At 72.2% G+C, this 23,795-nt stretch carries 22 protein-coding genes; 10 read left to right on the forward strand and 12 right to left on the reverse strand.

Annotated elements, in window-relative coordinates:
* Positions 1-18: 18 nt before the first annotated feature.
* Positions 19-1,410, reverse strand: coding sequence for a DUF1996 domain-containing protein (locus tag ACFWBW_RS37615; RefSeq protein ID WP_385382973.1), 1,392 nt, complete (start codon positions 1,408-1,410; stop codon positions 19-21).
* 9 nt (positions 1,411-1,419) lie between these two features.
* Positions 1,420-2,199 carry a DUF4142 domain-containing protein gene (locus ACFWBW_RS37620; RefSeq protein ID WP_385382976.1) on the reverse strand — a complete coding sequence of 260 codons (780 nt, stop codon included), beginning with the start codon at positions 2,197-2,199 and terminating at the stop codon, positions 1,420-1,422.
* Positions 2,200-2,560: 361 nt separating this feature from the next.
* Here ACFWBW_RS37620 and ACFWBW_RS37625 point away from each other — a divergent pair, with 361 nt between their 5' ends.
* Positions 2,561-4,198 (forward strand): alpha/beta hydrolase, encoded by a 1,638-nt coding sequence (locus ACFWBW_RS37625; RefSeq protein ID WP_385382979.1) that lies wholly within the window; start codon positions 2,561-2,563, stop codon positions 4,196-4,198.
* A gap of 40 nt (positions 4,199-4,238) precedes the next feature.
* On the opposite strand, the gene ACFWBW_RS37630 is transcribed toward ACFWBW_RS37625, so the two are convergent.
* Both ACFWBW_RS37630 and ACFWBW_RS37635 read right to left on the reverse strand, forming a co-directional pair.
* Positions 4,239-4,694 carry an SRPBCC family protein gene (locus ACFWBW_RS37630; protein WP_385382983.1) on the reverse strand — a complete coding sequence of 152 codons (456 nt, stop codon included), beginning with the start codon at positions 4,692-4,694 and terminating at the stop codon, positions 4,239-4,241.
* 151 nt (positions 4,695-4,845) lie between these two features.
* Positions 4,846-6,981 carry an FUSC family protein gene (locus tag ACFWBW_RS37635; RefSeq protein WP_385382986.1) on the reverse strand — a complete coding sequence of 712 codons (2,136 nt, stop codon included), beginning with the start codon at positions 6,979-6,981 and terminating at the stop codon, positions 4,846-4,848.
* A gap of 165 nt (positions 6,982-7,146) precedes the next feature.
* Here ACFWBW_RS37635 and ACFWBW_RS37640 point away from each other — a divergent pair, with 165 nt between their 5' ends.
* From ACFWBW_RS37640 to ACFWBW_RS37650, 3 genes are all read left to right on the forward strand, one after another.
* Positions 7,147-7,809, forward strand: a complete 663-nt coding sequence (locus ACFWBW_RS37640; RefSeq protein ID WP_385382989.1) for a TetR/AcrR family transcriptional regulator — start codon at positions 7,147-7,149, stop codon at positions 7,807-7,809.
* Positions 7,810-7,914: 105 nt separating this feature from the next.
* Entirely contained in the window at positions 7,915-9,132 is a 1,218-nt protein-coding gene (locus tag ACFWBW_RS37645; protein ID WP_385382992.1) for a cytochrome P450, read from the forward strand.
* 309 nt (positions 9,133-9,441) lie between these two features.
* Positions 9,442-10,026 (forward strand): TMEM165/GDT1 family protein, encoded by a 585-nt coding sequence (locus tag ACFWBW_RS37650; protein ID WP_385382995.1) that lies wholly within the window; start codon positions 9,442-9,444, stop codon positions 10,024-10,026.
* Between the two features lie 47 nt (positions 10,027-10,073).
* Here the strand turns inward: ACFWBW_RS37650 and ACFWBW_RS37655 are convergent, their stop codons facing one another.
* From ACFWBW_RS37655 to ACFWBW_RS37675, 5 genes are all read right to left on the reverse strand, one after another.
* The gene (locus ACFWBW_RS37655; protein ID WP_385382998.1) at positions 10,074-10,853 is read right to left on the reverse strand and encodes a VOC family protein; all 780 of its coding nucleotides are present in this window, start codon (positions 10,851-10,853) and stop codon (positions 10,074-10,076) included.
* Between the two features lie 329 nt (positions 10,854-11,182).
* Complete coding sequence (locus ACFWBW_RS37660) at positions 11,183-11,803, reverse strand: hypothetical protein (RefSeq protein ID WP_385383001.1); 621 nt, start codon at positions 11,801-11,803, stop codon at positions 11,183-11,185.
* Positions 11,804-11,852: 49 nt separating this feature from the next.
* A complete protein-coding gene (locus ACFWBW_RS37665) occupies positions 11,853-12,764 on the reverse strand; it encodes an RNA polymerase sigma-70 factor (protein WP_385383004.1) in 912 nt (303 codons plus the stop codon).
* 88 nt (positions 12,765-12,852) lie between these two features.
* A complete protein-coding gene (locus tag ACFWBW_RS37670) occupies positions 12,853-14,058 on the reverse strand; it encodes an NAD(P)/FAD-dependent oxidoreductase (protein WP_385383007.1) in 1,206 nt (401 codons plus the stop codon).
* Positions 14,059-14,174: 116 nt separating this feature from the next.
* A complete protein-coding gene (locus tag ACFWBW_RS37675) occupies positions 14,175-14,540 on the reverse strand; it encodes an iron chaperone (protein ID WP_385383010.1) in 366 nt (121 codons plus the stop codon).
* 170 nt (positions 14,541-14,710) lie between these two features.
* On the opposite strand from ACFWBW_RS37675, the gene ACFWBW_RS37680 reads away from it, so the two are divergent.
* From ACFWBW_RS37680 to ACFWBW_RS37690, 3 genes are read left to right on the forward strand one after another with little or no spacing between them, the layout of a single operon-like run.
* A complete protein-coding gene (locus ACFWBW_RS37680) occupies positions 14,711-15,157 on the forward strand; it encodes an SRPBCC domain-containing protein (protein WP_385383013.1) in 447 nt (148 codons plus the stop codon).
* Positions 15,154-15,525: an ArsR/SmtB family transcription factor gene (locus tag ACFWBW_RS37685; RefSeq protein WP_385383016.1), complete on the forward strand. Its 372-nt coding sequence runs from the start codon at positions 15,154-15,156 to the stop codon at positions 15,523-15,525. Before ACFWBW_RS37680 ends, ACFWBW_RS37685 begins: the two co-directional genes overlap by 4 nt.
* 8 nt (positions 15,526-15,533) lie before the next feature.
* Positions 15,534-16,367, forward strand: coding sequence for a class I SAM-dependent methyltransferase (locus ACFWBW_RS37690; protein ID WP_385383019.1), 834 nt, complete (start codon positions 15,534-15,536; stop codon positions 16,365-16,367).
* Between the two features lie 38 nt (positions 16,368-16,405).
* On the opposite strand, the gene ACFWBW_RS37695 is transcribed toward ACFWBW_RS37690, so the two are convergent.
* Together ACFWBW_RS37695 and ACFWBW_RS37700 are read right to left on the reverse strand one after the other, a co-directional pair.
* Positions 16,406-16,942: a rhodanese-like domain-containing protein gene (locus ACFWBW_RS37695; protein WP_385383022.1), complete on the reverse strand. Its 537-nt coding sequence runs from the start codon at positions 16,940-16,942 to the stop codon at positions 16,406-16,408.
* 122 nt (positions 16,943-17,064) lie between these two features.
* On the reverse strand, positions 17,065-18,096 hold the full coding sequence (locus tag ACFWBW_RS37700; protein ID WP_385383025.1) for a helix-turn-helix domain-containing protein: 1,032 nt from the start codon (positions 18,094-18,096) through the stop codon (positions 17,065-17,067).
* 231 nt (positions 18,097-18,327) lie between these two features.
* On the opposite strand from ACFWBW_RS37700, the gene helR reads away from it, so the two are divergent.
* Positions 18,328-20,550, forward strand: coding sequence for an RNA polymerase recycling motor ATPase HelR (gene helR, locus ACFWBW_RS37705; RefSeq protein WP_385383028.1), 2,223 nt, complete (start codon positions 18,328-18,330; stop codon positions 20,548-20,550).
* Between the two features lie 514 nt (positions 20,551-21,064).
* Here helR and ACFWBW_RS37710 read toward each other — a convergent pair.
* The gene (locus ACFWBW_RS37710; RefSeq protein WP_385383031.1) at positions 21,065-21,337 is read right to left on the reverse strand and encodes a DUF2199 domain-containing protein; all 273 of its coding nucleotides are present in this window, start codon (positions 21,335-21,337) and stop codon (positions 21,065-21,067) included.
* Between the two features lie 485 nt (positions 21,338-21,822).
* Between ACFWBW_RS37710 and ACFWBW_RS37715 the strand changes: the two genes are divergently transcribed.
* Together ACFWBW_RS37715 and ACFWBW_RS37720 are read left to right on the forward strand one after the other, a co-directional pair.
* Positions 21,823-22,737, forward strand: a complete 915-nt coding sequence (locus ACFWBW_RS37715) for a tyrosine-protein phosphatase (RefSeq protein WP_385383035.1) — start codon at positions 21,823-21,825, stop codon at positions 22,735-22,737.
* A gap of 420 nt (positions 22,738-23,157) precedes the next feature.
* On the forward strand, positions 23,158-23,694 hold the full coding sequence (locus ACFWBW_RS37720) for a S1 RNA-binding domain-containing protein (RefSeq protein ID WP_385383038.1): 537 nt from the start codon (positions 23,158-23,160) through the stop codon (positions 23,692-23,694).
* Positions 23,695-23,795 lie beyond the last annotated feature (101 nt).

A 23,795-nucleotide genomic window follows, 5' to 3' on the forward strand; every position in this document is an offset into this window, starting at 1 on the left:
GCACCGCCTTTTGCCGGGTCAGCGGCAGGTGCGTCCGCCGTTGACGCAGCGCACCGCCCGGGCCATCAGCTCGTCCGGCATGACGTTGATGAAGTCGCCGTGGTCGGTGACCGGCTTGTGCAGCTGCTCGGGGAAGCTGTCGACCGCGAAGCGTGCGCCGGGGGGCGTCGCGTAGACGATCCGCTGCACCAGTTGCGGGACGGCCTTGAAGCCCGCCGGGCAGGAGCCGTCGCGGCCGGCGAAGGCCACGTGGGTGCGGTGGTTGGCGCTGTCCGTGTTCTTTCCGTCCCAGCAGCTCTGGAAGGCGAACGTCCGCACCACGTCGGTGCCCTTGGGGCAGATCGGGTACTTGTCCTTCAGCTGCCGGTTCTCGAAGCCGGTGCAGCTCCACGAGGCGTTGGCATTGGCCGGTCCGTTGGTGAAGGCCTTGGCGTCGCCCGTGATGATCCTCAGGAAGCGGGGCATGGCGGCGACCCGGGAAACGGGGCTGCCCTTGAACTGGATGGTCACCTGCTTGGGGCGCAGGATCGTGCCCACGTTGGCGTCCTGGCCGCCGCCGGGGGCTCCCGCGTCCTGCTCGGCCTTGCCGTCGCGCAGCCTCAGTACCGGCCAGTAGTAGGTGGACAGGTCGCCGTTCGTGCAGGTGGTCGCGGAGGCGGCGAGGCTGTTGTTGGTGGAGAAGGCGTCCGTGGTCCTGTTCCCGACGTAGTCGTGCATGTGGTGGGCGCCGTTGCTCACCCCGGGCGCGACGATCACGTTGTCGGGGTTGAGGTGGCGCTCTTCGTTTCGGCCGCATTCCACGGAGAAGGAGCCTTTGGAGGCACCGGACTTGGGGGCCGGGCGGCGTACGTTCGGCTTCACCGAGCCGATGGGGACGAAGTCGGCGCGGGCCGGTCCCCCCTTCAGGACGGTGTCCGCGCCGCCCCGGGCGGCCTCGTCCTCCGCGGCCGGGGCCTCCCGCATCGCGCAGGCGCTCAGCTCCGCCAGGCCGTCGGGGCGGGCTGCGGTCCGTCCGATCGCCTCCGAGACCCGGCCGATCGACGCGTCGCGCCGGCCCTTCAGCTCGCCGAGCAGCGCGTCCGCCGGCGCCCGGCCGGTGGCGAGGCGCTGGTAGGCCTCGGCGATCTGGGTGTCCAGACCGGCGAGTTCCCGGTCCACTTCGCCGCGCACCTGATCGGGAACCTCGCGCAGCCGCTCGCCCACGTCGGGGCAGTCGATGGTGGCCGTCACCGGTGCCCGGCGCACCGGGTCCTGGCCCGCGGAGGCCACCTGGCTCGCGATCACCACCCCGCCGCCGCCCAGGACCAGTGCGCAGGCCCCGGCGAGCGCCTTGTACAGGGGGCGGGCCCTGCGTTTGTGCCCTGTCCTGTCCCGGCGGGCCGGGCCTTCCGTGGAGTCGTTGTCGCGCATGTGATCACTTCACTTCCTCGGTCGGGTGTCGGTGGGAGGGGCCGCCGCGGGAGGAGCGGCCGTAGGAGGGGCCGCCGTGGTCGGGCCGTCCGCGAGGCCTTCGAAATCGACGAGTCCGCTCGCTTCGAGGACCGCGATGTGGTCCAGGACCGTGGCGTTGGCGTCCGTGGCGAGCTCACGGACCACGGAGTTGCGGGTCTGCGCCCGTACTTGGGCGACGAGCGTGAAGACCTTGCCGTGCGCCCGCCGCAGCAGCTGTACGAACAGCCGCTCATACGTGGACTCTTGGGCCCGGTCCAACTGGTCGAGCCAGGCCTGTTGCTGACCGGACGGCCGGTCCGGCAGTTCCATGCCGAGCGCCTGGCCCACCTCCAGGACCCTGCGGTCCAGTTCGGCGTGCCCTTCCACGAGGTGCTCTCCGGCCGTCCGCACCGATCTGCGGGTCCCCCGCTCCTGTGCCTGCCGGCCCGCGGGCAGCTCCCACAGGCCGGCGAGGCGGACCTTGCGCACGAACTCCCGGTCCTGCGGGGTCAGCGGCCCGAAGGCCGTGTTCATCACCCCGGCGCCGTCGTCGTCGGCGGAGGCGGAGGCGGTGCCCGGGGCCGGGGCCGGCGGGACGGCGGGTGAGGGGACGGGGGCGGCCGTGGCGGTTCTTCCGCCGAAGCTCCGTACCGGTATCAGCAGCGCGATCAGCGTGAGGGCGAGGGCGCCGATGACGATGCCCGTGCCCATCACGTGTCGCGAAGCGACCGACATGCCGCCGACGTTCGTCCGACGGATTGACAGCACTGTGCCTCCTTGGCTCCCGAGACGGCCCGGGAGCCGCGGGGAGCACGCGGCTCCCCCGTTCCCCGGGTGCCAAGGGACGCTAACGCCGGTCACGGCTCCCCCACCGAAGGCCCATCCGGACTGGACAAACATCCGGGCGACCCCCCGAAAGACTGCTACGGTGCCGCGCGCCGGGCCGCCGCGCGAACCGCGCTCCCGACATCTGACGTGAGGACAAAAATTCTTGCAGCTCGGCCAGTTGTCTGGTTTTCCGGTCATTCGCGAGGAGTAGACGGCCCGGCCCCTGAGGTTGATTCGCCCGGGCCGCGGGGTGACCCAGGGTGGGGTCGGACCACAGCCCCATCCGAAAGGAACGGCCCTCGTGCGCAAGAAACGACTGGCATCCCTCCTGGCCGCCGCCGGGCTCCTCGCGAGCACCGTGCCGCTGCTCGCCGCTGCTCAGGCTTCCGCCCTGTCCGCCGACACCACCCTGTCCGCCGACCGCGTCCTGTCCACCGACGCCGTCCAGGCCGACGCCGCGTACCTGCGGCAGAAGCCGGCCTGGCACCGGTGCGCCGCCGATCTTCCGGCCACGTACGAGTGCGCCTCCATCAAGGTGCCGCTCGACTACCGGCGGCCCAAGGGGCGGACCCTCGACCTGGCGATATCCCGGGTGAAGAGCACGAACCCCGCCAAGCGTCACGGGGTCCTCCTGATGAATCCGGGCGGGCCGGGCGGGCCCGGGCTCGATCTGCCGCTGAGCCTGGGCGAGGTGGTGCCCGCGGAGGTGAGCGAGCGGTTCGACCTCATCGGCTTCGATCCGCGCGGGGTCGGCGCCAGCAGCCCCATCAGCTGTGGGCTGACGGACGCCGAGCAGGGCATCGACCGGCCGTACCGGCCCGGGTCCTTCCCCTCCGACGTGGCCTGGGCGCGTACCGTCGCCGAGAAGTGCCGGGAGAAGGCCGGCTCCGTGCTCCCGTACATCACGACCCGCAACACGGCCCGCGACATGGACACGATCCGTGCCGTCCTGGGCGAGCGGAAGCTCTCGTACCTGGGCTACTCCTACGGGACGTACCTCGGAGCGGTGTACACGCAGATGTTCCCCGGCCGGACCGACCGCTTCGTGCTCGACAGCGGCGTGGACCCGGACCTGATCTGGCGGGGCATGTTCCGGACCTGGGCGACGGAGGCCGAGCCGGCCTTCGCCCGGTGGACGCGCTGGGCGGCGGAACGCTCGGGCGAGTACCACCTCGGCGAGAGCCCCGCCGCGGTGTCCAAGACCTTCTGGGACCTGGTGGCGCGCGCCGACCGGGATCCGATCGTCTTCGAGGGGCAGAAGATCGACGGTGACGACATCCGGGGGGCGCGCGCGCTGTTCTTCTATCCGGCGCTTGTCACCCCGTTGATGGTGGCGCTGAAGGAGGCGGCCGAGGGGAAGCCGACCCGCGTTCCCGGCGCCTCCGGGCCGGACTTCGACATGAAGCGGGCGCTCGCCGGCCGGTCCGCGGCATCGGCGGAGCCCGCCTCCGACAACGGCGTCGCCGTCCTCTGGAGCGTGGTGTGCGGGGACACGGACTCCTGGCCGCGCGATCCCGAGCGCTACCGGCGCGACGCGGTCAAGGACAAGGCCGCGTACCCGCTCTACGGTGACTTCGTCTCGAACATCAAGCCGTGTGCCTTCTGGCCGCGTCCGCTCGAAGCGCAGACCCCGATGAAGAAGCGGGCGGCCGTCCTGACCGTGCAGAACGAGTGGGACTCGCAGACCCCGCTGGTCAGCGGCCAGGGCCTGCACCGGGCGCTGAAGGGCTCACGGATGGTGCTGGCCCAGGGCGCCGAGGGCCACGGGGTGTACCTGGCCGACCCCTCCTCCTGCGCCAACGCGCCGGTCACCGCCTACCTGACCACCGGCCGGCTCCCGGCCCGGGACATCACCTGCCGTGCGCCGTCACCGGGTGCGGACAAGCAGGGGGCACCGGCGAAGCCGCTCCCGATTCCGTCCGGACCCGGACGGTTCTGACCCGCAGACGGCGAAGGGACCGGGCGACCCGGCCCGGTCCTCAAGCAGCCCGTGGGGACGCCTCCGCCGCCGCCTTGATCCGGCGGCCGAAGTCGGGGGCGTCCTTGCGCGCCGCGCCCAGGGCGAGGCCGACGAGGAGGCGGCCGAAACCGTGCCCGGTCAGGGTGTTGAAGACGCGCAACCGCGTCCGGCCTCCGGGGAGTTCCGCGAGGTCGTAGCCGCCCTCGGCGGTCACCAGGTTCCGGCTCAGCTCCGTCCAGCGGATCCGCCCCGGCGCGTCGAGTTCGGTGATCCGGAACTCCCTGGCGGTCTTCATCCCGGCGTCCTTCACCGTGCTGCGGAAGACCGTCCCGACGGCCGTCGGGCCGTCCGGGGTCCGGGTGATCCGCTGGACGCGCGGGCTGAACTCGGGGTCGTTGCGCCCGTCCGCGAGGTACGCGAACACCTCAGCGACGGGCCGGTCGATCTCGACGCTCGCCTCGAACAGTCCGGACATGACCGCTCCTCACCACAGCCCCCGTCGGTACCCGCCTTCCACGATCGCAGAGCCCCGCTCCGGGCGCACCGCCGGAGGCTCAGGCCCGGCCGGAGGCGCAGGCCCGGCCGCACGCTCAGGCCCGGCCGGAGGCTCAGGCCCGGCCGCACGCTCAGACCCGGCCGGAGGCCCGGGCGCCGTCCCCGGCCGCGGCTCCCCGGTCGAGCAGGGGGAGGTCCGCGGCCAGCGCGTCCAGCCAGCCCATCGCGGTGTAGAACACCGGCGGGGCGCCCTCGGGTCCGGGCCTGCGGGGGGCGGGGCCCGCGGGACCGGGGTCCGTGTGCCCGGTGGCGCGTACCGGGTCCGCGGCCACTGCCGCGCGGCGCAGGCCGGTCGCCACCCAGGCCCCGTACTCCCGCACCACGGCCTCCTCGCTCGGGCCGGGCGGGGCGCCCGGGGGTCTGCGGCCGCCCCACAGGACGTGGTGGCCGGTCATCATCGCCGCATGCCAGTCCTCGCCTCCGGCGGCGGCCGGATGCCGGCGCTCCGTCTGGTACTGGGCATACGCGCTCTCCGCCATGGCCAGCGCGTGCCGCACCCGCTGGTCGGGCTCCACCGCGCGGGCCCGCCCGAAGGCGACCGTGGCCGCCTGGACGTCGTCGGCCGCGGCGTGCAGCAGCTCGGCCACGGCGCGGCCCAGTTCGTCGTGGGCGCCGCGCGGCCAGGCCAGCAGGCCGCACACCATCCCGATCGCGCTGCCGACCAGTACGTTCAGGAACCGGACCTCGGCCAACTGCCAGGTGGCGGGGGAAAGCTGGGCGAAGGCCATGGCCACCACCAGCGTGAACATGGCCTGCGCCCAGCCCACGCCGCGCACGGGTCCGACGCAGAACGCGAACAGCATCAGCGGCGGCAGCAGAAACGCGTACACCGTGCTCACCTCCCCGGCCAGCGCGAGGACCCCGCCTGCGGCAACCGCGCCCACCAAGGTGCCGATCAGGGCCAGCCGGACGGTGGCCCGGGTCTGCACCGCGTTGGTGCCGGTCAGGCTGAGGACGGCGAGCATCGCCCAGAAGCCGTGCGGCAGGGAGTCCAGGCCGGCCACGGCTCGGGCGGCGGCGAGGGCCAGTCCGATCCGGACGGCGTTCTGGAAGTGCACGGAGCGGGGCCCGCTGTTCCCGGCCAGCCGGTACCACCAGAGCCGCACCGGCCCTTCCCGGGCGTACCAGAACCGGTCGGCGGGCCCGGAGACCGGACCCGCCCCGGGCCCTGCCGCGTCCGCGGCACCCGCACGCCCCCGTACGGCTATCCCGGCGGCTCCGCGCAGCACGAGCGCGGCGTCCGCCAGCTCCACCAGCGCGGCGTTGCGGAATCCGGGCCCCGGCCCGCTCACGGGGGTCCGGGCGAGGGAGACCTGCAGGTCCCGCAGCCGGGTGGAGCCGGTCGCGGGCGCGCTGCCCTCCCCGAGCAGTGCGGCCGTCCCTTCGGCCGACTCGCGCACGGCCCGTACGAGCTCCAGGTCGGCCGGCCCGGCCGGCTGGCCGGGCTCCGGCGGGGGCAGGGACCGGAGCCGGGCCAGCAGGGTGCGCGCCGCCAGCCCGGTGTGGGCCAGCGCCCGCTCCCGTACGCCGGGCCCCGCGGGCCGTTGCGCCTCCCCGACCCGGGAGGGCCGCAGGGCCTGCGCCCGCTCCGAGGCTCGGGCGCACTCCGCCGCGGGGAGGGTGTGGGGCGGCCGCTCCAGCAGGGCGGCGCACCGGGCCGCCTCGGCAGCGGCTCCGGCGGCCAGGTCCCGGTAGCCGGGGACGACCGGGTCGGGCAGCACGGTGGCCTCGGCGAGGATCAGCAGCAGGACCCCGGCGACGGTGCCGGTCAGCCGCTGGCCGAGGATGCCGGGGGCGTACGGCGGGAAGCTGGGCAGGATGTACAGCAGCTGCAGCCCGGGCGCGGCGCCCCCCAGGCGGGGTCCGGCGGCCGAGGAGAAGGCCACGCAGAAGCCGATGACCAGCATGCCCGCCACGGCGGCCCAGGTCCGCACCGACAGCCAGGTGCCCAGGACCACCAGGACACAGGCGGCCGGGAGCACGCGGGCGACCATCCGGGCCCGCAGGTGTCCGCTGCCCGGAATCCGGGAGAGCCCGGCCAGCGCGACGGCCGCGAAGAGCGCGTAGGTGGCCTCGACGGGCCGGTCCAGCCCGTACAGGAACCCGTAGAAGCCTATTCCGGCGGCGAGGGTGACCCGGACGGCCCGCCGCGCGGCCGCCGGCAGGGGGCCGGTGCCCGTACGGAGCTCCATCAGGGCGGCGCGCACCCTTTCAGCGTGCCACCGGGCACCCGTGCGGTCCTGCTGTACCACTTGACACTTCATCAGGGCGGGCGCAACTTATATCGGCAGCCCGATATAACTCGGCACCCGATATGACTCGGCACCCGCCGTGGCTCGGCATCCTGACACGACCAGCACCCCGGAGGCCCGGTGGAGCCGTCCCGCGCACGAGAACAGCCCCGGCGCCGCACCCCGCAGGGACAACGCACCCCGCAGGCGCAGCGCAAGTCCGAGAGCCGCGCCCGCCTCATCGACGCGGCAGCCGACCTCTTCGCCCGCAAGGGGTTCCACGGCGTCTCCGCCGAAGCCGTCGCCGAGGCGGCCGGGCGCACCACGGGCGCGCTCTACAGCCATTTCGGCGGCAAGGAGGGCCTGCTGCTGGCGCTCCTGGAGGTCTGGAAGGAGCGCACGAGCGAGGAACTGGCCGCCGAGATCGCGGCCGGCGACCCGACCGACCCCGCCGTGCACTTCTCCGCGATGTGGGGCAGCCTCACCCGCCCGCACCCCGAGCACGGCGACTCGTGGCTGCTCCTGGAGACGGAGCTGTGGCTGCACGCCGCCCGCGGCCCCCTCATCGGGGACCGCCTCGCCCAGCGCTACACCGAGGTCCGTGCCCAGCTCGGCGAGGGCCTGGCCGACTGGGCCGAGGCCACCGGCACGCCCCTGGCCCGTACACCGGAGGAGACCGGCGCCCTCGTGCTCGGCATCCTCCTGGGACTTGCCATGCAGCACCGCCTCGAACCGCGAGCCGTCCCCGACGGACTCGTGGTCGACGCCCTCGGCTCCGTCCTCGGGCTCGGCGGGGCCCGCTGACCCGTACGACTCCGATCCGCGCTGCCCCGATCCACACCGCCCCGCCCCGCCGGGCGCCGCCCCGATCCGCCCCCATCCGATCCGTCTGACGAAGGGAACCGCCCCGTGCTGCCCACCGGCGAGATAGACCTGCTCGAGGACACCTGGGCCCGCGAGGTCCCGCACGCCCAGTTCACCCGGCTGCGCCACGAGGACCCGGTCCACTGGCACGAGGTGCCGGGCCCGCACGCCGGCTTCTACGCCGTCACCCGTCACGCCGACGTCAAGGCCGTCAGCCGCGACCCCGAGCTGTGGTCCACGGAACTCGGCTCGTTCATGATCCGCGACCAGAACCCGGAGTCCCTGGAGACCCTGCGCCTGGTCCTGCTGGGCATGGACGCCCCGCGCCATTCCCGGTACCGCTCGCTGGTCAGCGCGGGTTTCACGCCCCGGGTCGTACGCAGGCTCGCGGCCCGGATCCAGGAGCGGGCGGTCACCCTGGTGGAGCGCGCGGTCACCCCGGGCCGAGACATGGACTTCGTCGCGGAGGTCGCCGCGTGGCTGCCGATCCAGACGATCTGCGAGATGGTCGGCGTGCCCGAGGGGGACGAGCGGCTGATCTTCGAGTGGAGCAACCGGATGGCGGGCTCCCAGGACCCCGAGCTCTCGGCCGGCAAGCACGACAGTGATCTCGCGGCCGCCGAGATCTACGCCTACTGCGACGCGCTGGCCGACGAGCGGCGGGCCCGCCCCCGGGAGGACATCCTCTCGACCCTGGTGCACGCCGAGGTCGACGGGGACCGGCTCTCGCCGGACGAGATCAACATGTTCTTCGTACTGCTCTGCGTCGCGGGCAACGAGACCACCCGCAACCTGCTCTCCGGAGCCCTGATCGCCCTGATCGACCACCCTTCGGCGCGCGCCGAACTGGCCGCGGCCCCCGGGGACGAGGCCCTGTGGAACACGGCGACGGAGGAGTTCCTGCGCTGGGGCGGCTCGATCCACAACTTCCGGCGCACCGCCACCCGCGACACCGTCCTGCACGGGCGGCCCGTCGCCGAGGGGCAGAAGGTGGTCACGTACTACACCTCCGCCAACCGCGACGAGGAGGTCTTCGCCGACCCCTTCGCCTTCGACATCCGGCGCACCCCGAACGAGCACCTCACCTTCGGGGGCGGCGGCCCCCACTTCTGTCTGGGGGCCGGCCTCGCCCGCACCCAGATCAAGGCCCTGCTCCGGGAGCTCCTGCGCCGCCATCCGGTGGTGACCCTCTCGGGGGAGGTGCGCCGCCTGCGCTCGGACTTCATCAACGGGGTCAAGTACCTCCCGGTCCGTTTCGGATAGCGGGCCCCGTGCCCCCGGGACCTCCGACCCTCCCGGGGCACTCGCCGCCGCTGTTACAGTTGTCCGCAGCGAAGGGGAGTAGTCCCGAAAACCGCTGGTCGACATACTGGACGCCTCGACGGGTCCCGGCCACCGGGCCACCGCGCTTCACGTGCGGGGCGGACGAGACCTTCGGCCAAGGCATGACCCGTCCCACATCACCGTGTGGGCCGCTTCGTCGTGCCGGGCCGAGTGGTTCTTCCCGTCGCCTCCCGCTGGGTGCCGATCCGAGCCATCAGGGCCCGGCTCCAGCAGAAAGCAGCACCCGGAATGGCTCTCGACCCCGTGGCGATCCTCACCGCCTTCGGTCTGATCTTCCTCGCCGAGCTCCCCGACAAGACCATGTTCGCCTCGCTGGCCATGGGCACCCGGATGCGGCCGCTGTACGTGTGGTTCGGCGCCTCCGCCGCGTTCATCGTGCACGTGGCCATCGCGGTCGGCGCCGGAAGTCTGCTGAGCCTGCTGCCGAACATGGCCGTCAAGCTCACCTCCGCCGCCCTGTTCGCCTTCGGCGCCATCGTGATGATGCGCTCCGGCGGGGACGACGACGAGGCGGACTCGGCGGCCAAGTCCGTCACCGGTTTCTGGCCCGTCTTCACCACGGCGTTCATGGCCGTCTTCATCGGCGAATGGGGTGACCTGACGCAGATCACCACCGCCAACCTCGCCGCCACCAACGGCTGGCTGCCCACCGCCATCGGCTCGGCCGCGGCCCTCATGTCGGTCTCCGCCCTCGCCCTGATCGTGGGCCGGTTCATCGCCAAGCGGGTGCCCCTCAAGACCGTCCAGCGCTTCGGCGCCCTGTGCATGGCGGTCCTGGCGGTCTGGACGCTCGTCGAAGCCTTCACGGGCTAGTGCTGTGACCGGAAAGGTTTGCCGGCCACAGCACTAGACCGGATCCGTCATTCCGCCCGTGGCGCGGCCTTGAGCAGGGCGAAGACCGCCCCGCTCGGGTCCGCCAGCCAGGCGATCCGCCCGACGTCGGGCACGTCCGCGCCCGGCATCAGCACGGCGGCGCCGCTGGTCCGCGCGGTGCTCACCACGGCGTCCACGTCCGCGACCGCGAAGTACGGTACCCAGCGCGCGTCCGTCTGCCCCTCCATCAGCGGTGCCACCCCGCCGAAGGAGCCGTCCTCCTGGTCCCCGTCGGCGGTGCTGAGCACCTGGTAGGTCATGCCGGGCGCCGCCATCTCCCGGGAGCGCATCCCGAAGAGGGCTCCGTAGAAGTCGAGCGCCGCCTTCGGGTCCGGCACGTGCAGTTCCACCCAGCACAGGGCGTTGTCGGCGGAGGTCAGCTCCAGTCCCGCCGTCCGGCCCGGCTTCCAGATGGCGAACTCGGCGCCCTGCTGGTCGGTGTACTGCGCGAGCACGCCCTCCCCCATGACGTCCATCGGCTCGACGCGGACGGCGCCCCCGCCGTCGCGCACGCCGCGGGTGGTGGCCTCCGCGTCGTCGGTCCGGAAGTACACGGTCCACGCGGAGGTCGCCCCCGGGTCGAGCTGCCCGACCGCGGCGACGTTCTTCCCGTCCGCCTGGAAGAACCCGTACCCGCCGGTCTCGGGCCCGAGCAGGTGGAACTCCCAGCCGAAGACGGCCCGGTAGAAGGCCGCGGCCCGGGGGATGTCGGGGCTCCCGAGGTCGATCCAGTTGGGCGAGCCGGTGCGGTAGTCGGTTCCGAGCATGGGTTCCTCCTGCGACGGGGTTTCGGATGCGAGGTACCCGCATGGCGGCCCCTCCCCCCGGCATCCCCTCCCATCGCCACACGTACGGGTCCCCCCGGCACACCGCATTCGGCGGGTGCGCGCCTCCGCGGCCCACCCGCCCGGCCGCGGCCGGCGTCACCCGGGTGCTAGGGGGTGTCTTGCCGATCAGGCCGGGCTCGCGGCGCCTGGCACCGCGCCTCGCCGCGTTGTCGTCACTCGCCGACGCTCCGCGTCGACTCCCTCCTCCGCCTTGCGATCCACGGCACCAGACCCCGCTCCCTGATCCGGCCCGACCGACAAGACACCCCCTAGTACGGACCTCCGCGGAACAGCACGCTGCCCTGGTGGCGCGGGCTGTCGCCCCGCTCGTGGGCCGCGTCGGAGCGGTCGGCGGGGGCCGAGAGCCCGGCGAGGGTCCGCAGGGTCTCCAGGCCGGCCATGACCTCGTCGCGGCGTGCCGCGGACTTCATCCAGGCCGGCAGCCGGGCGAACATCGACAGCGTCGGGGAGGCGTGCCGCTCGCGCAGCCGGGCGCCCACGTAGGCGGCGAGGGCTTCGACGTGCTCCTCATCGTAGGCCCACAGGATCCGTCCGGCACAGCGGGTCTGCAGCCAGAGCGGGCGCCTGAAGAACGGGTCTTCGGTGCCGCCGACCGAGACCCCGACCAGGGCGGCGCCCCGCTCCTGTGCCGTCCAGTCGGCGACCGCACCGCAGCCCGGGCAGGCGAGGCGGCGGGGCTGGAAGAGCAGGTTGCCGGTGTACTTCGGCCCCGGGAGGCCGGGCCGCGGCAGGACGAGCGCACGGCCGCCGCACCGCGGACAGACCACGAGCATCCGGCCGGTGTACCGGGCCAGCCACATGCCGTGGTCCTGGTGGCGGACCGGTCCGGCGGGTGCGGGCTCGGAACCCGCGGAGGGAGGAGAGGGCATGGGTGACATGCTGCCAGCCCTCCCCCGGCGGGCAGTTGCCGCCCGGCGTTCACCGCAGGGTGGGCGTGGTCTCGGTCGCGACGTGGGACAGCTTCTCCGGGTTGCGGACGAAGTAGAGGCCGGTGATGCGGGTGTCCTGGACGTGGAAGGCGATGACTCCGTCGAACTCCCCGTCGATGTGGACGGCCAGGGCCGGGGTGCCGTTGACCATGGTGGGGACGAAGGAGAACGGGATGCCGCCCTTGGCGGCCTTGCCCGACATGCCGGCGAAGACGCGGGCCACGCTGATGGCGCCGACGATCGGCCGCAGTGCGGCGTGCTTGATGCCGCCGCCGTCGCCCATGTAGACGACCTCGGGGGCGAGCACGTCGAGGAGGCCCTGCAGGTCCCCGGTTTCGAACGCGCGCCGGAACGATTCCACGGCCGCCCGGGTCTCGCTCGCGGAGACCGTCTGGCGGGGGCGGCGGGCGTCGACGTGCTTGCGGGACCGGTGCGCGATCTGCCGGACGGCCGCCGGTGTCTTGTCGACGGCGGTCGCGATCTCCTCGTAGTCGAGGCCGAAGACCTCGCGGAGCACGAAGACGGCCCGCTCGGTCGGCCCGAGCGTCTCCAGGACCAGCATCATGGCCATCGACATGCTCTCGGCCAGTTCCACGTCCTCGGCCACGTCCGGCGTGGTGAGCAGCGGCTCCGGCAGCCACTGGCCGACGTAGGCCTCCTTGCGGCGGCTCATGGTGCGCAGCCGGTTCAGTGCCTGGCGGGTGGTGATCCGTACCAGATAGGCGCGCCGGTCGGTGACCGCTGCGAGATCGACGCCCGCCCAGCGCAGCCAGGTCTCCTGGAGGACGTCCTCGGCGTCGGCCGCCGAGCCGAGCATCTCGTAGGCGACGGTGAAGAGCAGGTTGCGGTGGGCGACGAAGGTCTCGGTCGCCGGATCGGGGGCCTGCGAGGGAGTGTCCATGGTGGGTTCTCTTCCGTCAGTTTCCGTCGGCCTTGCGGCGGTTCTCATCGTTCGAATCCGTTCATGATCACCGGCTCGGCCGGTCGGCTCAAGCGGTCTGTTCGGCGGCGGCCCTGATCCCGCCCTGCTCGGCCTTCAGACGCCGACCGCGGGCGTCGCCTCCCGACACGCGGTGCAAGCCGTACGAACCCGGCTTGTCGGCCTCCGCGGCGAGGTGCTTCACGGTGCCCTTGCACACGACTTCCTTGAGCTTCGCGCCGGTCCGGCCGCCGACGTGGAACCACAGCGCGGTGTCGTCCTTGTGGGCGAACTGGAAGATGCCTGCGCCTCGGCCCAGGCTGATGCACTGGCCGGCGAACACCGAGTTGAGGGTCTCCGGCTCTTCGCCCCCGATCCGGCTCAGCACCGTGTCGGCGACCCGTGCGCCCATCGGCGTCGCGGCCTGGCAGCTCATCCGCGGGGCCAGGCCCGAGGGTGCCGCCGAGTCCCCGGCCGCGAAGACGCGCCCGTCGTCCACACTGGTCAGCGTCTCGTCCGTGAGCAGGCGGCCCAGGGCGTCGGTGCTCAGCCCGCTGCGCACGGCCAGGTCCGGGACGCCGAAACCGGCGGTCCAGATGGTCACCGCGCCCGCCAGTTCGCGGCCGTTCGCGAGCCGGACGGCGTCGCGCGTCACGGCCGTCACCTTGGTGTCCGGGCCTTCGAGCACGCTCACCCCGAGCGTCGTCAGCCGCCGGGCCACGGAGCGCCGTCCGCGGGCGTGGAGGTACGGGCCGAGGACCCCGCCGCAGACCAGGGTGACGGCCCGGCCCTGCTCGGCCAGTTCGGCGGCGGTCTCGATGCCGATCGGACCGGCGCCGACCACGGTCACCGCGGCCGTCGACGGCGCGGCGTCGAGGACCGGCCGCAGCCGCTGCGCGTCCTCCAGGGTGGCGATGGGGTGGGCGAACTCGGCCGCGCCCGGCACGGTCGGGTCCGCGCTGCCGCTGCCCACCGCGTACACGAGGTAGTCGTAGGCGAGCCGGCCTCCCGAGGCCAGGGTCACGCCGCGCTCGGCGGTGTCGATGCGTTCGACGGAGTCGACGAGCAGGGCCACCCCCTCGGCCAGGACCTTGTCGTACGCGACCACGGCGTCGTGGGTTCCGCCCGCCAACTGGTGCAGGCGGATCCGCTCCACGAAGACCGCACGCGGATTGACCAGTGTGACCGTGACGTCCTCGCGCTGCTGCAGGCGGTTGGCGGCCATCACTCCGGCGTATCCTCCGCCGATCACGATCACGCGGGTGTTCTCGGTCATGGTGTCCGTCTCCTTCGTTTCGAGGGTTCGGACACAAGACACCGGCGGGTGGGCGGTTGTGACAGCCTGCGCGCGGAATTCTTTTCAGTTGTTCCGAAGGCCCCTCGCCGCGGCGGTCAGCAGACGGTCCCGGGACCGGTCGCCGTGGCCCTCAGCAGGTCCTTCAGGAGTACGAAGTCGATCTTCTCCGGCCTGCGGAAGCGCAGGCAGCCCTTGCCCATGTCGTGGCCCGCGAGCCGCTCCGCGAAGGCTTCCCGTACGTCGCCGCGCATCAGGTAGAAGGAGATGTACTGCTTCTGGCTCGCGAAGGCGATCTCCCCGACGCCTTCCCGCTCGTAGACGGGCATCCCGTACGCCATCACCTCGGCGAATCCGTGCAGCTCGGTGCGGCACAGCTCCCGCAGCCGGGTCAGTGCCTCCCTGCGCTCGCCGGGGACCTCGGCGAGGTATGCGTCCACGTCCTGCGCGCTGCTCTGCACCATGGACCCGAGGGTAGGCGAACGCGCACCACCCGTCCTCGTGCAACCTTGCGGTTGCTCATCACCGAGCCACGTGCAACCCTGGAGTTGCACTGAGCCATTCAGTTGCGTTGAACCACTCGGTTGAACCACTCAGTTGAACCACTCAATGGATTGCGACGAAGGAGTCCCTGATGAACGCGGACCGGATCGAACGCGACACCCTGATCGTGGCTTCCCTGGAGCGGGTCTGGTCCCTGGTGGCCGAGCCGGGCTTCTGGGTGGCCGACGAAGGGAGCCTGGCCGGCACGGTGGCCAGGGAGGGGGAGTCGGTCGTGGCGAGGAACAGCGAGTACGGCGAGTTCCCGGTACGGGTGGAGAAGGTGGATCCCCCGACCTACCTGGCGTACCGCTGGGCCAGCGCCTTCCCCGGGCAGGAGCTGCGCGAGGACAACAGCACCCTGGTGGAGTTCACCCTGAGCCGCGAGGGGGACAAGACGCGCCTGCGCGTCGTGGAGAGCGGGTTCGCGGCCCTGGCCGGGTCCGAGGAACTGCGCGACAAGGCGCTCGACGACAACACGGGCGGCTGGCCGCAGGTGCTCGACGCCTTCAAGAAGCGCGCCGAACAACCGGCCGCGTGAGTGGGGACCACCCCGGCGCCGACGAGGCCGTGGACCACGTCCTCGTCGCGCTGGCCGACCCGACCCGGCGCAAGCTGCTCGGCCTGCTCGCCGCTCACGGCGAGGTCAGCGCGACCATCCTGGCCGAGGGCCTGCCCGTCTCCCGGCAGGCGGTGGTCAAGCACCTCGCCGTCCTGGACGCCGCCGGGCTGGTCTCCGGCAGCCGGGTCGGCCGCGAGGTCCGGTACACCGTGCGGCCCGCGGCCCTGGACGCGACCGCCAGGTGGATGGCCACCCTCGCCGCCGACTGGGACCGACGCCTCGCGGCCGTCAAACGGATCGCCGAGGCGGCGGAACGGGATGCGGAGCAGCCCCCCACGGCCCGATAGTGGGAACTGTGAGCGACCGGCCAGAGGAAACCCGACGGGACGCGCGAGCAGCGACGGGCGGTGCGGACCACGGCGGGGAGCAGGAGCCCGTCGCCTGGTCCGGGCCGGAGGGAGCGCGGGCCTTCGCCTCCGTGGAGGCGGCCACGGACTGGATGCTCGGGTACCCCTTCGTCTTCCGGGCCCTGGCCCCGTGGGTCGGCAGCGGATCCGTGCTGGTGGACTACGGATGCGGGCCGGGCAAGGTCGCCGACCGCGCGGCCCGGCAGCTCGGAGCGAAGGTGCTGGGCGTGGACACCTCCCCGGAGATGCTCGCGCTTGCCCGCCGTGCGGGGACGGCGGTCGCCGAATACCACCTGGTCACGGACGGGCGCGCGGCCTGCCTGGCGGACGGCAGCGCCGACGCCGTGATGTGCAACCACGTCCTGGCCTCGCTGCCCACCGCGGAGGCGGTGCTCGCGGTGTTCCGGGAGATCCGCCGGATCCTGCGGCCCGGCGGCCCCTTCGTCCTGCTGGCCACCGATCCCGCGTGCAGCGGGACGGAGTACGCCTCGCTGAGCATCGGCGACCCCGGTGGCGAGTACGCCCCGGGCGACGAGCTGCCCGTACGCCTCCGGCGCACGGACGGCAGCTGGCAGGTGATGCCGAACCACGCCTGGCCCGTGGACTTCTACCCGGACCTGCTGTTGCGCGCCGGGTTCGCGGACCTCGGCCGGCACCGCCCGACGGTGGACGAGGCCCTCGGCCTCCCCGGCCTCGTCGACCCGGACCTCGCCGCCGGCCGCACCTGGTCGGCCGAGCGGGCGAAGCCTCCCCTGGTGATCACGACGGCGCTGGCGGTCTGAGGGTACGGACCCTTCCGGGGGAACGGACCGTACGGCGTTCAGCAGGCGCAGGAGATGCCCGAGCGCGGGGCGGTCAGATCGTCGATGGCGCGCTGGTCGGTGCCCTGGGCGGTCTCGAAGGCGAAGCCCTCGCGGACCCAGTACTCGAAGCCGCCGAGCATTTCCTTCACCTGGTAGCCGAGCCGGGCGAAGGCCAGCGCCGCACGCGTGGCGCCGTTGCAACCGGGGCCCCAGCAGTACGTGACGACCGTCAGCGACGGGTCGATCAGCGAGGGCGCCAGCTCCGCGATCCGCGCCGTCGGAAGGTGCAGCGCCCCCGGGATGCGGCCCTGGTCCCAGGCGGCCTCGCTGCGGGAGTCGACCACCACCAGACCCGGGACGCCGGAGAGCAGGTCGGCCCGTACGTCCGAGACGTCCGCCTCGAAGGCGAGCCGGGCGGCGTAGTGGGCCGCGGCGACGCCCGGAGCGGCGGCGGGGACGGAGAGGACGGCGCTGGTCGGCTCGGTGGAAACGGAGACGGAGACGGAGGCAGAGAGGGCGGAGGCAGAGGCGAAGGCGGAGGCGGTCGCGGACATGGGGAACTCCTTGTGCAAGGCGAGGGGCGGGGGCTCGCCGGCCGGGTGGACTCCCTTGCGGCGATGACTCCATCCTCTGTTCCCGCCGCCCTTGCGACGAGTGGCGTAAACGCCTGCACTCGTCAAGATCCCGCCAGGGGTGCGGCGACCCTGACGAACGCCTTCCGGTAGGCCGTCGGCGTCGTCCGCATCTGCCGGGTGAAGTGGTGACGGTAGGTCGCGGTGGAATCGAAGCCGACCGCCGCGGCCACCTCGTCCACCGTCCCCTCCCCCGACTCCAGCAGCGGCAGGCTCGCCGCGATCCGCTGGGAGACCACCCAGCGGATCGGGCTCACACCGTTGCGACGGGTGAAGTGGCGCAGGAAGGAACGCTCCGACATGTTCGCCGCCCCGGCCAGGGCCGGCACCGAGAGCGGGCCGTACAACCGCTGAAGGGCCCAGGCCATGCTCCGGGAGATGCCGTCGTCGGCGCCGTCGGGGCCCATCTCGCCGACCGCCGCCTCGATGAACTGGGCCTGCCCGCCCTCGCGGTGGGGTGGCACGACGAAGCGGCGGGCCACGGTGTTGGCGACGGCGGCGCCGTGGTCGGCGCGGACCAGGTAGAGGCAGAGGTCGATGCCGGCGGCGCTGCCCGCGCTGCTGAGCACGTCGCCGTTGTCGACGTAGAGGACGTCCGCGTCGACCTCGATCGCGGGATGGCGCTCGGCCAGCGTGCGGGCGTAGCGCCAGTGGGTGGTGGCCCGGCGGCCGTCGAGGAGCCCGGTCGCCGCGAGCGCGAAGGCCCCGGAGCAGATGGAGACCAGGCGCGCACCCCGGGCATGGGCCGCGAGGAGGGCGTCGACCAGTGCCGGAGCGATGGTCCCGCCCGCCGGGGAGACTCCGGGGATGATCACGGTGTCCGCGGCGGCGAGCGCCTCGAGCCCGTGCTCGGCGCGCAGCGTGAACCCTCCCACCACGCGCAGGTCCCGGCCCGGTTCCGCCGAGCAGACGCGCAGCTCGTACCAGGACAGGTCCCCGAGCTCGGGCCGGGCGAGGCCGAACACCTCGACCACCACGCCCAGTTCGAAGGGCGCCATTCCGTCGAAGGCGAGTACGGCCACCACATGGGCCGAGGACGGCTTCGTGAGGTGGAGGGATACGGCCTCGGAAGTCATGGCCGTACTGTAACCAGGCGTCCTCACCGGGGTCCCTCACCAGACCTCACCGACCCGCATCGGGCCGGCGGAGAGGGGGACTTAGAGGAGCGAGGAGGAATACGCACTCCTTGCCACTTACAACATATAGCGCACTGGGGGGCTTGCGGCAAGGCCCCCAGCCTGGGGCAGAATCGCGGACCGAGGCCAGAACCTGACGAAAAGTGGGAGATTCTCTCAGTGCGTGCTGATATGTCAGCTTTTGAATCACACGGTTCCGTCGAGTCGACGGCGACCGCCACCAGTGCGTTCGAACTTCCCGACCACCTCTCCCCCAAGGCCGACCCGGCCCTGATCGACGGCGACGAACGGCATTTCGCGGCCGTCTCGCACTGCCTGGAGCAGACGATCGCCGAACTGTCCGACCGCCTGGAGGCCACGCGCAAGGCGCCCGGCGGCATCGGCCGGGAGGCCATGGACCGCGACGCGGAGATCCACCGCCTGACCAGCCGGCTGCGCACCCTGCGCCGCTTCGGGCTGGACCTGTGCCTGGGGCACATGGTCCCCGCCGACGGTTCCGAGCCCGTGTACGTCGGGCGCCTCGGCCTCACCGACAGCGCCGGGAACCGGCTGCTGCTGGACTGGCGCTCCCCCGCGGCCGAGCCCTTCTTCGCCGCGACGCACGCCGTCCCGATGGGTCTGGCGAGCCGCCGCAGGTACCGCTGGACCCGCCGCGGCCGGATCAGCGACTACTGGGACGAGGTGTTCTGCGCCGACGGCCTCGAAGGGCGCGCCGCGCTCGACGACCAGTCCGCGTTCATCGCCGGCCTCGGCGGCAACCGGTCCGCCCGCATGCGCGACGTGCTCGCCACCATCCAGACCGACCAGGACGCGATCATCCGGGCCGGTTCCCGGGGCGCCCTCGTCGTCGACGGCGGTCCGGGGACGGGCAAGACCGTCGTCGCCCTGCACCGCACCGCCCACCTGCTCTACTCCGACCCCCGGCTCGGCCACCGCCGCGGCGGCGTGCTGTTCGTCGGCCCGAGCCGGCCCTACCTGGCCTACGTCTCGGACGTGCTGCCCAGTCTCGGCGAGGAGGGCGTGCAGACCTGCACCCTGCGCGACCTCGTCGACGAGGGAGCCGGCGCGGGCGTCGAGGCCGACCCGCGCGTGGCCCTCCTCAAGTCCTCCGCCGACCTGGTGAAGGCGGTGGACGCGGCGGTCCGCATCTACGAGGAGCCGCCCACCGAGGGGATGACCGTCTCCAGCCACTGGTCCGACATCTGGCTGGGCGCCGACGACTGGGCGGCCGCGTTCGAGGCGGTGGAACCGGGCACCCCGCACAACGAGGCGCGCGACCAGATCCTGGAGGAGCTCCTCGCGATCCTGATGGACAAGGACGACAGCGACGTCTCACCCCACCTGCTGCGCCGTTCACTGCTCCAGGACCGGGACCTGATCACCGCCCTCGACCGCGCCTGGCCGATGCTCGACGCGGGCGAGCTCGTCGGAGACCTGTGGTCGGTGCCCGCCTACCTGCGCAAGTGCGCTCCGCGGCTCGGCCGCGACGACGTGGCCCTCCTCCAGCGCGCGGACGCCCACGCCTGGACGGTCTCGGACCTGCCGATCCTGGACGCGGCCCGGCAGCGGCTCGGCGACGCCGAGGCCTCCGTGCGCGAGCGCCGCCGCGAAGCCGCCGTCGCCGCCGAGCGGGAGCGCAGGTCCGACGTCATCGACCGGCTGCTCCAGGACACCGAGATCGACGAGAGCGAGGGCGCGATGGGGATGCTGCGCGGACAGGACCTGCAGGACGCGCTGATCGACGGCGACGCGCTGCCCGGCGCCGAACCCGACCTGCTCGCGGGCCCGTTCGCCCACATCGTGGTGGACGAGGCGCAGGAACTGACCGACGCCGAATGGCAGATGCTGCTGGCCCGTTGCCCCTCGCGGAGCTTCACGATCGTCGGGGACCGCGCGCAGGCACGGCACGGATTCACGGAGCCGTGGCGGGAGCGGCTCGAACGGGCCGGGCTCGACCGGATCACCTTGGCCTCCCTGAGCGTCAACTACCGCACGCCGGAAGAGGTCATGGCCGAGGCCGAGCCGGCCATCCGCGCCGCACTGCCCGACGCGAACGTGCCGGCCTCCGTGCGCAGCAGCGGCATCCCCGTCACCCACGGCCGCGCGGCGGACCTGGCCGCGGTCCTCGGCGACTGGCTCGAGGCCCAGGCCGACGGGGTCGCCTGCGTCATCGCCGCCGACATCGACGGTGCCGCCCGCGCCGTGGACGCCGCCGCGCTCCCGGCTTCGTCCCGCGTCCGGCCGCTGACTCCGACGCTGTCGAAGGGACTCGAATTCGACCTCGTCGTCCTCATCGACCCGGACACCTTCGGCGAGGGCATCGAAGGCGCCGTCGACCGCTATGTCGCGATGACCCGGGCGACCCAGCGCCTCGTCATCCTCACGAGCTCCTGATCCGGGCCCTGCCCGGGCCCGGCCAGGCCTGGGCCGTGTCTGTACTTTCGATTGATCGCGCTCAGAGGTCACGGCCTGGGCAGCACGCCAGGCGTGTGCGGTGACTTCGAGAGCGTCAGCATCGCCAAGGCAGTTGAGCAGCAGCACTCGGATCGAAAAGGGCCCCGGCCGACGAGCCCGACGACCATGCCCTCGGACGCTCCCGCGGCGGCCTGACAGGCGAGGTCCGGCAACTATCGGGCGCTGGAAGCCATGATCAGGGGCGAACCTCACGCGGGTCAGCGGTTCAACGAGTGCTATGACCCGTTCTGGCAGTCGGTACTGACTTTCGTAAGTACAGCGCGGGGAGCACTGCAGGACGCCACTTTCGCCGTCCCGCGATCCCGGATGCGCTAGTAGGAGGCAGGCATCCCATCGGCCGGCCGCCAGGCCGCGGACAGCCGAGCCGCTGCCGCGTCGCGGCCGGTTGCGTAAGTGCTGGCCTCGCGACCAGATCGCCGCGCATTCGTGGACATCAGTCCCGCTCAGAGCGAGCGTGACGTCCGCGCCCGGGACGAGGGGTGGGTCCGCCGACGCCGCGGACGAATCTGGGCTGAGCACCGTACTCAACGCGTGGGGCATCCAGCCCAGCCTCTTCGGCCATCCCTGGGACACGCATGTTCTCCCTGCTCAGTGAGGGCCAAGCACCCCGGGAGAAGGCGTCCTGGCTGCCGATCACCGGTATCTCGACCAGGCCCCTGATGAAGAAGTACTGCCCCTTGATCACGCACTGGTCGCAGGACAGCATGCTGTCCCCATCACCTGCACAGGCTTGGCCCGGACCGACCAACAGCCGTTCGCGGCTCGAGAACTCCGGGCAACGCCCAGGCGCCCTCGGACGGGATCCGGCCGCCCTCAATCAGCAGGACGTCGCCCATTCGGGTCAGACGATCACGTTGGCTTGTACTGGATGGTTTCGGACGTCTCGGTCCCATCGTGTTCGGCTCGCGGTCGGGGTGGGCGGCTCACACCGTCGACGGCCCTCCAGGCTTGACAGACAGCCTGAGGAATCAGTGAGACAGGACACCAGCGCCTTGTGGATCAGGCGCACACCCACTCGGCGCGCCCCGCCGCCGTGTTCAGCAACCGAGCGGCAACGAGCGCCCGTTTCCACCTCTGCGGGAAGGATGCCGGTCCAGGCATGACTCGATGCCCAAGCGGTCTGGGTGAAGGCTTCAGATCCCACGATCAGAGCGTTACGTTCCCTCCCTCCGTGAGGAAGGAACCCTCGTCGTGCGATCACTCTTCCGTGCCCTCAGCGCGTCCGCTGTCGCCCTGGCCCTCGCCGCCCCGCTGGCCCCCGTGGCCGCGCACGCCGCGCCCCAGGCCTCCGTGCGGGCCGCCCACAGCTCCAGCGCCCCCAGCCGTGTCCTCGCCGTACCGGGCACGGTCAACTTCCGTGACACCGGCGGGTACATCACGTACGACGGCGAGAGAACGCGGTGGGGGGTGATGTACCGATCGGAGACCCTGTCGAAGCTCCCGCCGGAGGGTGTGACCGCGCTCGGCCGGCTCGGGCTCGGCAGCGTCATCGACCTGCGTACCGGCCCCGAGGTCCAGGCCGACGGCCTCGACCGCCTCCCGGCCGGCGTCACCTCCATCGCCCAGCCGATCGACGACACCAACCTGTTCGCGTTCATCGGGCAGATCGTCCGCAGCAAGGACCCCGTCTACCAGCAGGCCCAACTCGGCAACGGCGCGGCGGAAGCGCGGATGATCGCGCTGTACCGGGGCTTCGTCACCAATTCGGCGAACCGCTCCGCGCTCGGCGCCGCGATCCGTTCCGTCGCGAACTCCACCAAGCCGATCACGTTCCACTGCTCCGCGGGCAAGGACCGCACCGGTGTCCTCGCAGACACGATCCTGCGCGCGGTCGGCGTCCCGGCGACCGTCTCCGAACAGGACTACCTACTCTCCAACCAGCTGCGTGCCGCGTCCGACAAGGCCCTTCGGGATCAGGTGAAGGCCGGCGGGTACATGCAGAACCCGGACCTCCTCATCCCGCTCCAGGAGGTCCGCAGCCCGTACCTCGCCGCGTTCCGGGACCAGGCCGTCGCCGACTACGGCAGCTTCGGCACCTTCCTGACCAACGGCCTCGGCCTCGACATCCCCACCCTGATCAAGCTGCGCGAGCGGATGGTCGACTGATGTCCTGTCCCAGATAGGTCTGGGTGGGGCAAGTCTCCGACCTGCGGTGCCTAGAGATCGGTGGGACGCAGATTCTGGGCCTGTCCCAGATGCCTCTAGGCACCGAGGCCTCGCGAGACGTCTCCCGGCTGGCTGGACCAGGTCAGCAGCCGGATGCCGGGGGACTGCGAGTCGGTAGCGAGCGGTTCTGTGCAGTGAGCGCAGTTTCGCCGCACGATCTTCCCAGACGGTACGGTTTGTCACTGTTGCCTGTGGCGAGGGCCTTTCCGTCAGGGCTGAACGCCAGGGCGCACCACGTCCCTGGCATGCGTGGCTGCAAGTGCCACCGCGGCCTGCGCCGCGAGATCGACTGCCTCGGTTAAGGATCTGCGTGGACCCAGAGTGAGCCCATCCAACGACACTGCCGGGCATGATCTGTGAATGAGCGAATATTCCTGGCCCGAAGAGAACGGCTGGCGCACGCCCGACACGAGCTCGGCCTGGAGCGAGACCCTTCGCATCCTGCCCGTCGCTACCCGCGTCACCGGTGAGGTCGTCGGCCGGCAGCCGTTCGGTGTCTTCCTCTCCATCGCCGGCTGCCCCGACGCCGTGGGCCTGGCCAGGATCGACAAGATGCCCAGGTGCATGGTGCTGCCCGCAGTCGGGCAGCACGTCACTGGCGAGGTCGTTTGGCACGCCGACCACAATCACCAGGTGGGGGTTGTGCTCAGCGAGTGGACCGAGCACGAGGACCTGCTGCCCCGCTTCCGTCCCGGTCAGGTCGTCGTGGGGCCCATCACGAAGATCGCGTCCATCGGAGTTTTCGTGCGACTCGCCGACTGCGTCGAAGGACTCGTTCCGCTGACCGGGCCGGATGCGTCCACAGAGGTCTTTCGCGAGGGCCAGGAGATGTCCGTACGGATCGTGACGGTCGACCACGAGCGGAACCGAATTCTCCTGGCAGAAGCCATCCGGTAGCTCCCCAAGAGCTCGTAACAGGATCTTGGTGAGATGTCCTGGTCAGCCGTGACCGGTGTGACGATTCGGCCGTTCGGGATGGTGTGAGTACTCGGCCGTGG

Source organism: Streptomyces sp. NPDC059957 (assembly GCF_042730015.1).
In the GTDB taxonomy this organism is placed as follows: domain Bacteria; phylum Actinomycetota; class Actinomycetes; order Streptomycetales; family Streptomycetaceae; genus Streptomyces.

Bases quoted from the DNA above. Each gene is read 5' to 3' on its own strand.
- ACFWBW_RS37665 (WP_385383004.1), bottom strand. From the start codon at position 12,764: ATGGACACTCCCTCGCAGGCCCCCGATCCGGCGACCGAGACCTTCGTC.
- helR (WP_385383028.1), top strand. From the start codon at position 18,328: ATGTCAGCTTTTGAATCACACGGTTCCGTCGAGTCGACGGCGACCGCC.
- ACFWBW_RS37700 (WP_385383025.1), bottom strand. From the start codon at position 18,096: ATGACTTCCGAGGCCGTATCCCTCCACCTCACGAAGCCGTCCTCGGCC.
- ACFWBW_RS37655 (WP_385382998.1), bottom strand. From the start codon at position 10,853: ATGCTCGGAACCGACTACCGCACCGGCTCGCCCAACTGGATCGACCTC.
- ACFWBW_RS37695 (WP_385383022.1), bottom strand. From the start codon at position 16,942: ATGTCCGCGACCGCCTCCGCCTTCGCCTCTGCCTCCGCCCTCTCTGCC.
- ACFWBW_RS37650 (WP_385382995.1), top strand. From the start codon at position 9,442: ATGGCTCTCGACCCCGTGGCGATCCTCACCGCCTTCGGTCTGATCTTC.
- ACFWBW_RS37720 (WP_385383038.1), top strand. From the start codon at position 23,158: ATGAGCGAATATTCCTGGCCCGAAGAGAACGGCTGGCGCACGCCCGAC.
- ACFWBW_RS37615 (WP_385382973.1), bottom strand. From the start codon at position 1,410: ATGCGCGACAACGACTCCACGGAAGGCCCGGCCCGCCGGGACAGGACA.
- ACFWBW_RS37710 (WP_385383031.1), bottom strand. From the start codon at position 21,337: ATGCTGTCCTGCGACCAGTGCGTGATCAAGGGGCAGTACTTCTTCATC.
- ACFWBW_RS37660 (WP_385383001.1), bottom strand. From the start codon at position 11,803: ATGCCCTCTCCTCCCTCCGCGGGTTCCGAGCCCGCACCCGCCGGACCG.
- ACFWBW_RS37630 (WP_385382983.1), bottom strand. From the start codon at position 4,694: ATGTCCGGACTGTTCGAGGCGAGCGTCGAGATCGACCGGCCCGTCGCT.
- ACFWBW_RS37675 (WP_385383010.1), bottom strand. From the start codon at position 14,540: ATGGTGCAGAGCAGCGCGCAGGACGTGGACGCATACCTCGCCGAGGTC.
- ACFWBW_RS37670 (WP_385383007.1), bottom strand. From the start codon at position 14,058: ATGACCGAGAACACCCGCGTGATCGTGATCGGCGGAGGATACGCCGGA.
- ACFWBW_RS37680 (WP_385383013.1), top strand. From the start codon at position 14,711: ATGAACGCGGACCGGATCGAACGCGACACCCTGATCGTGGCTTCCCTG.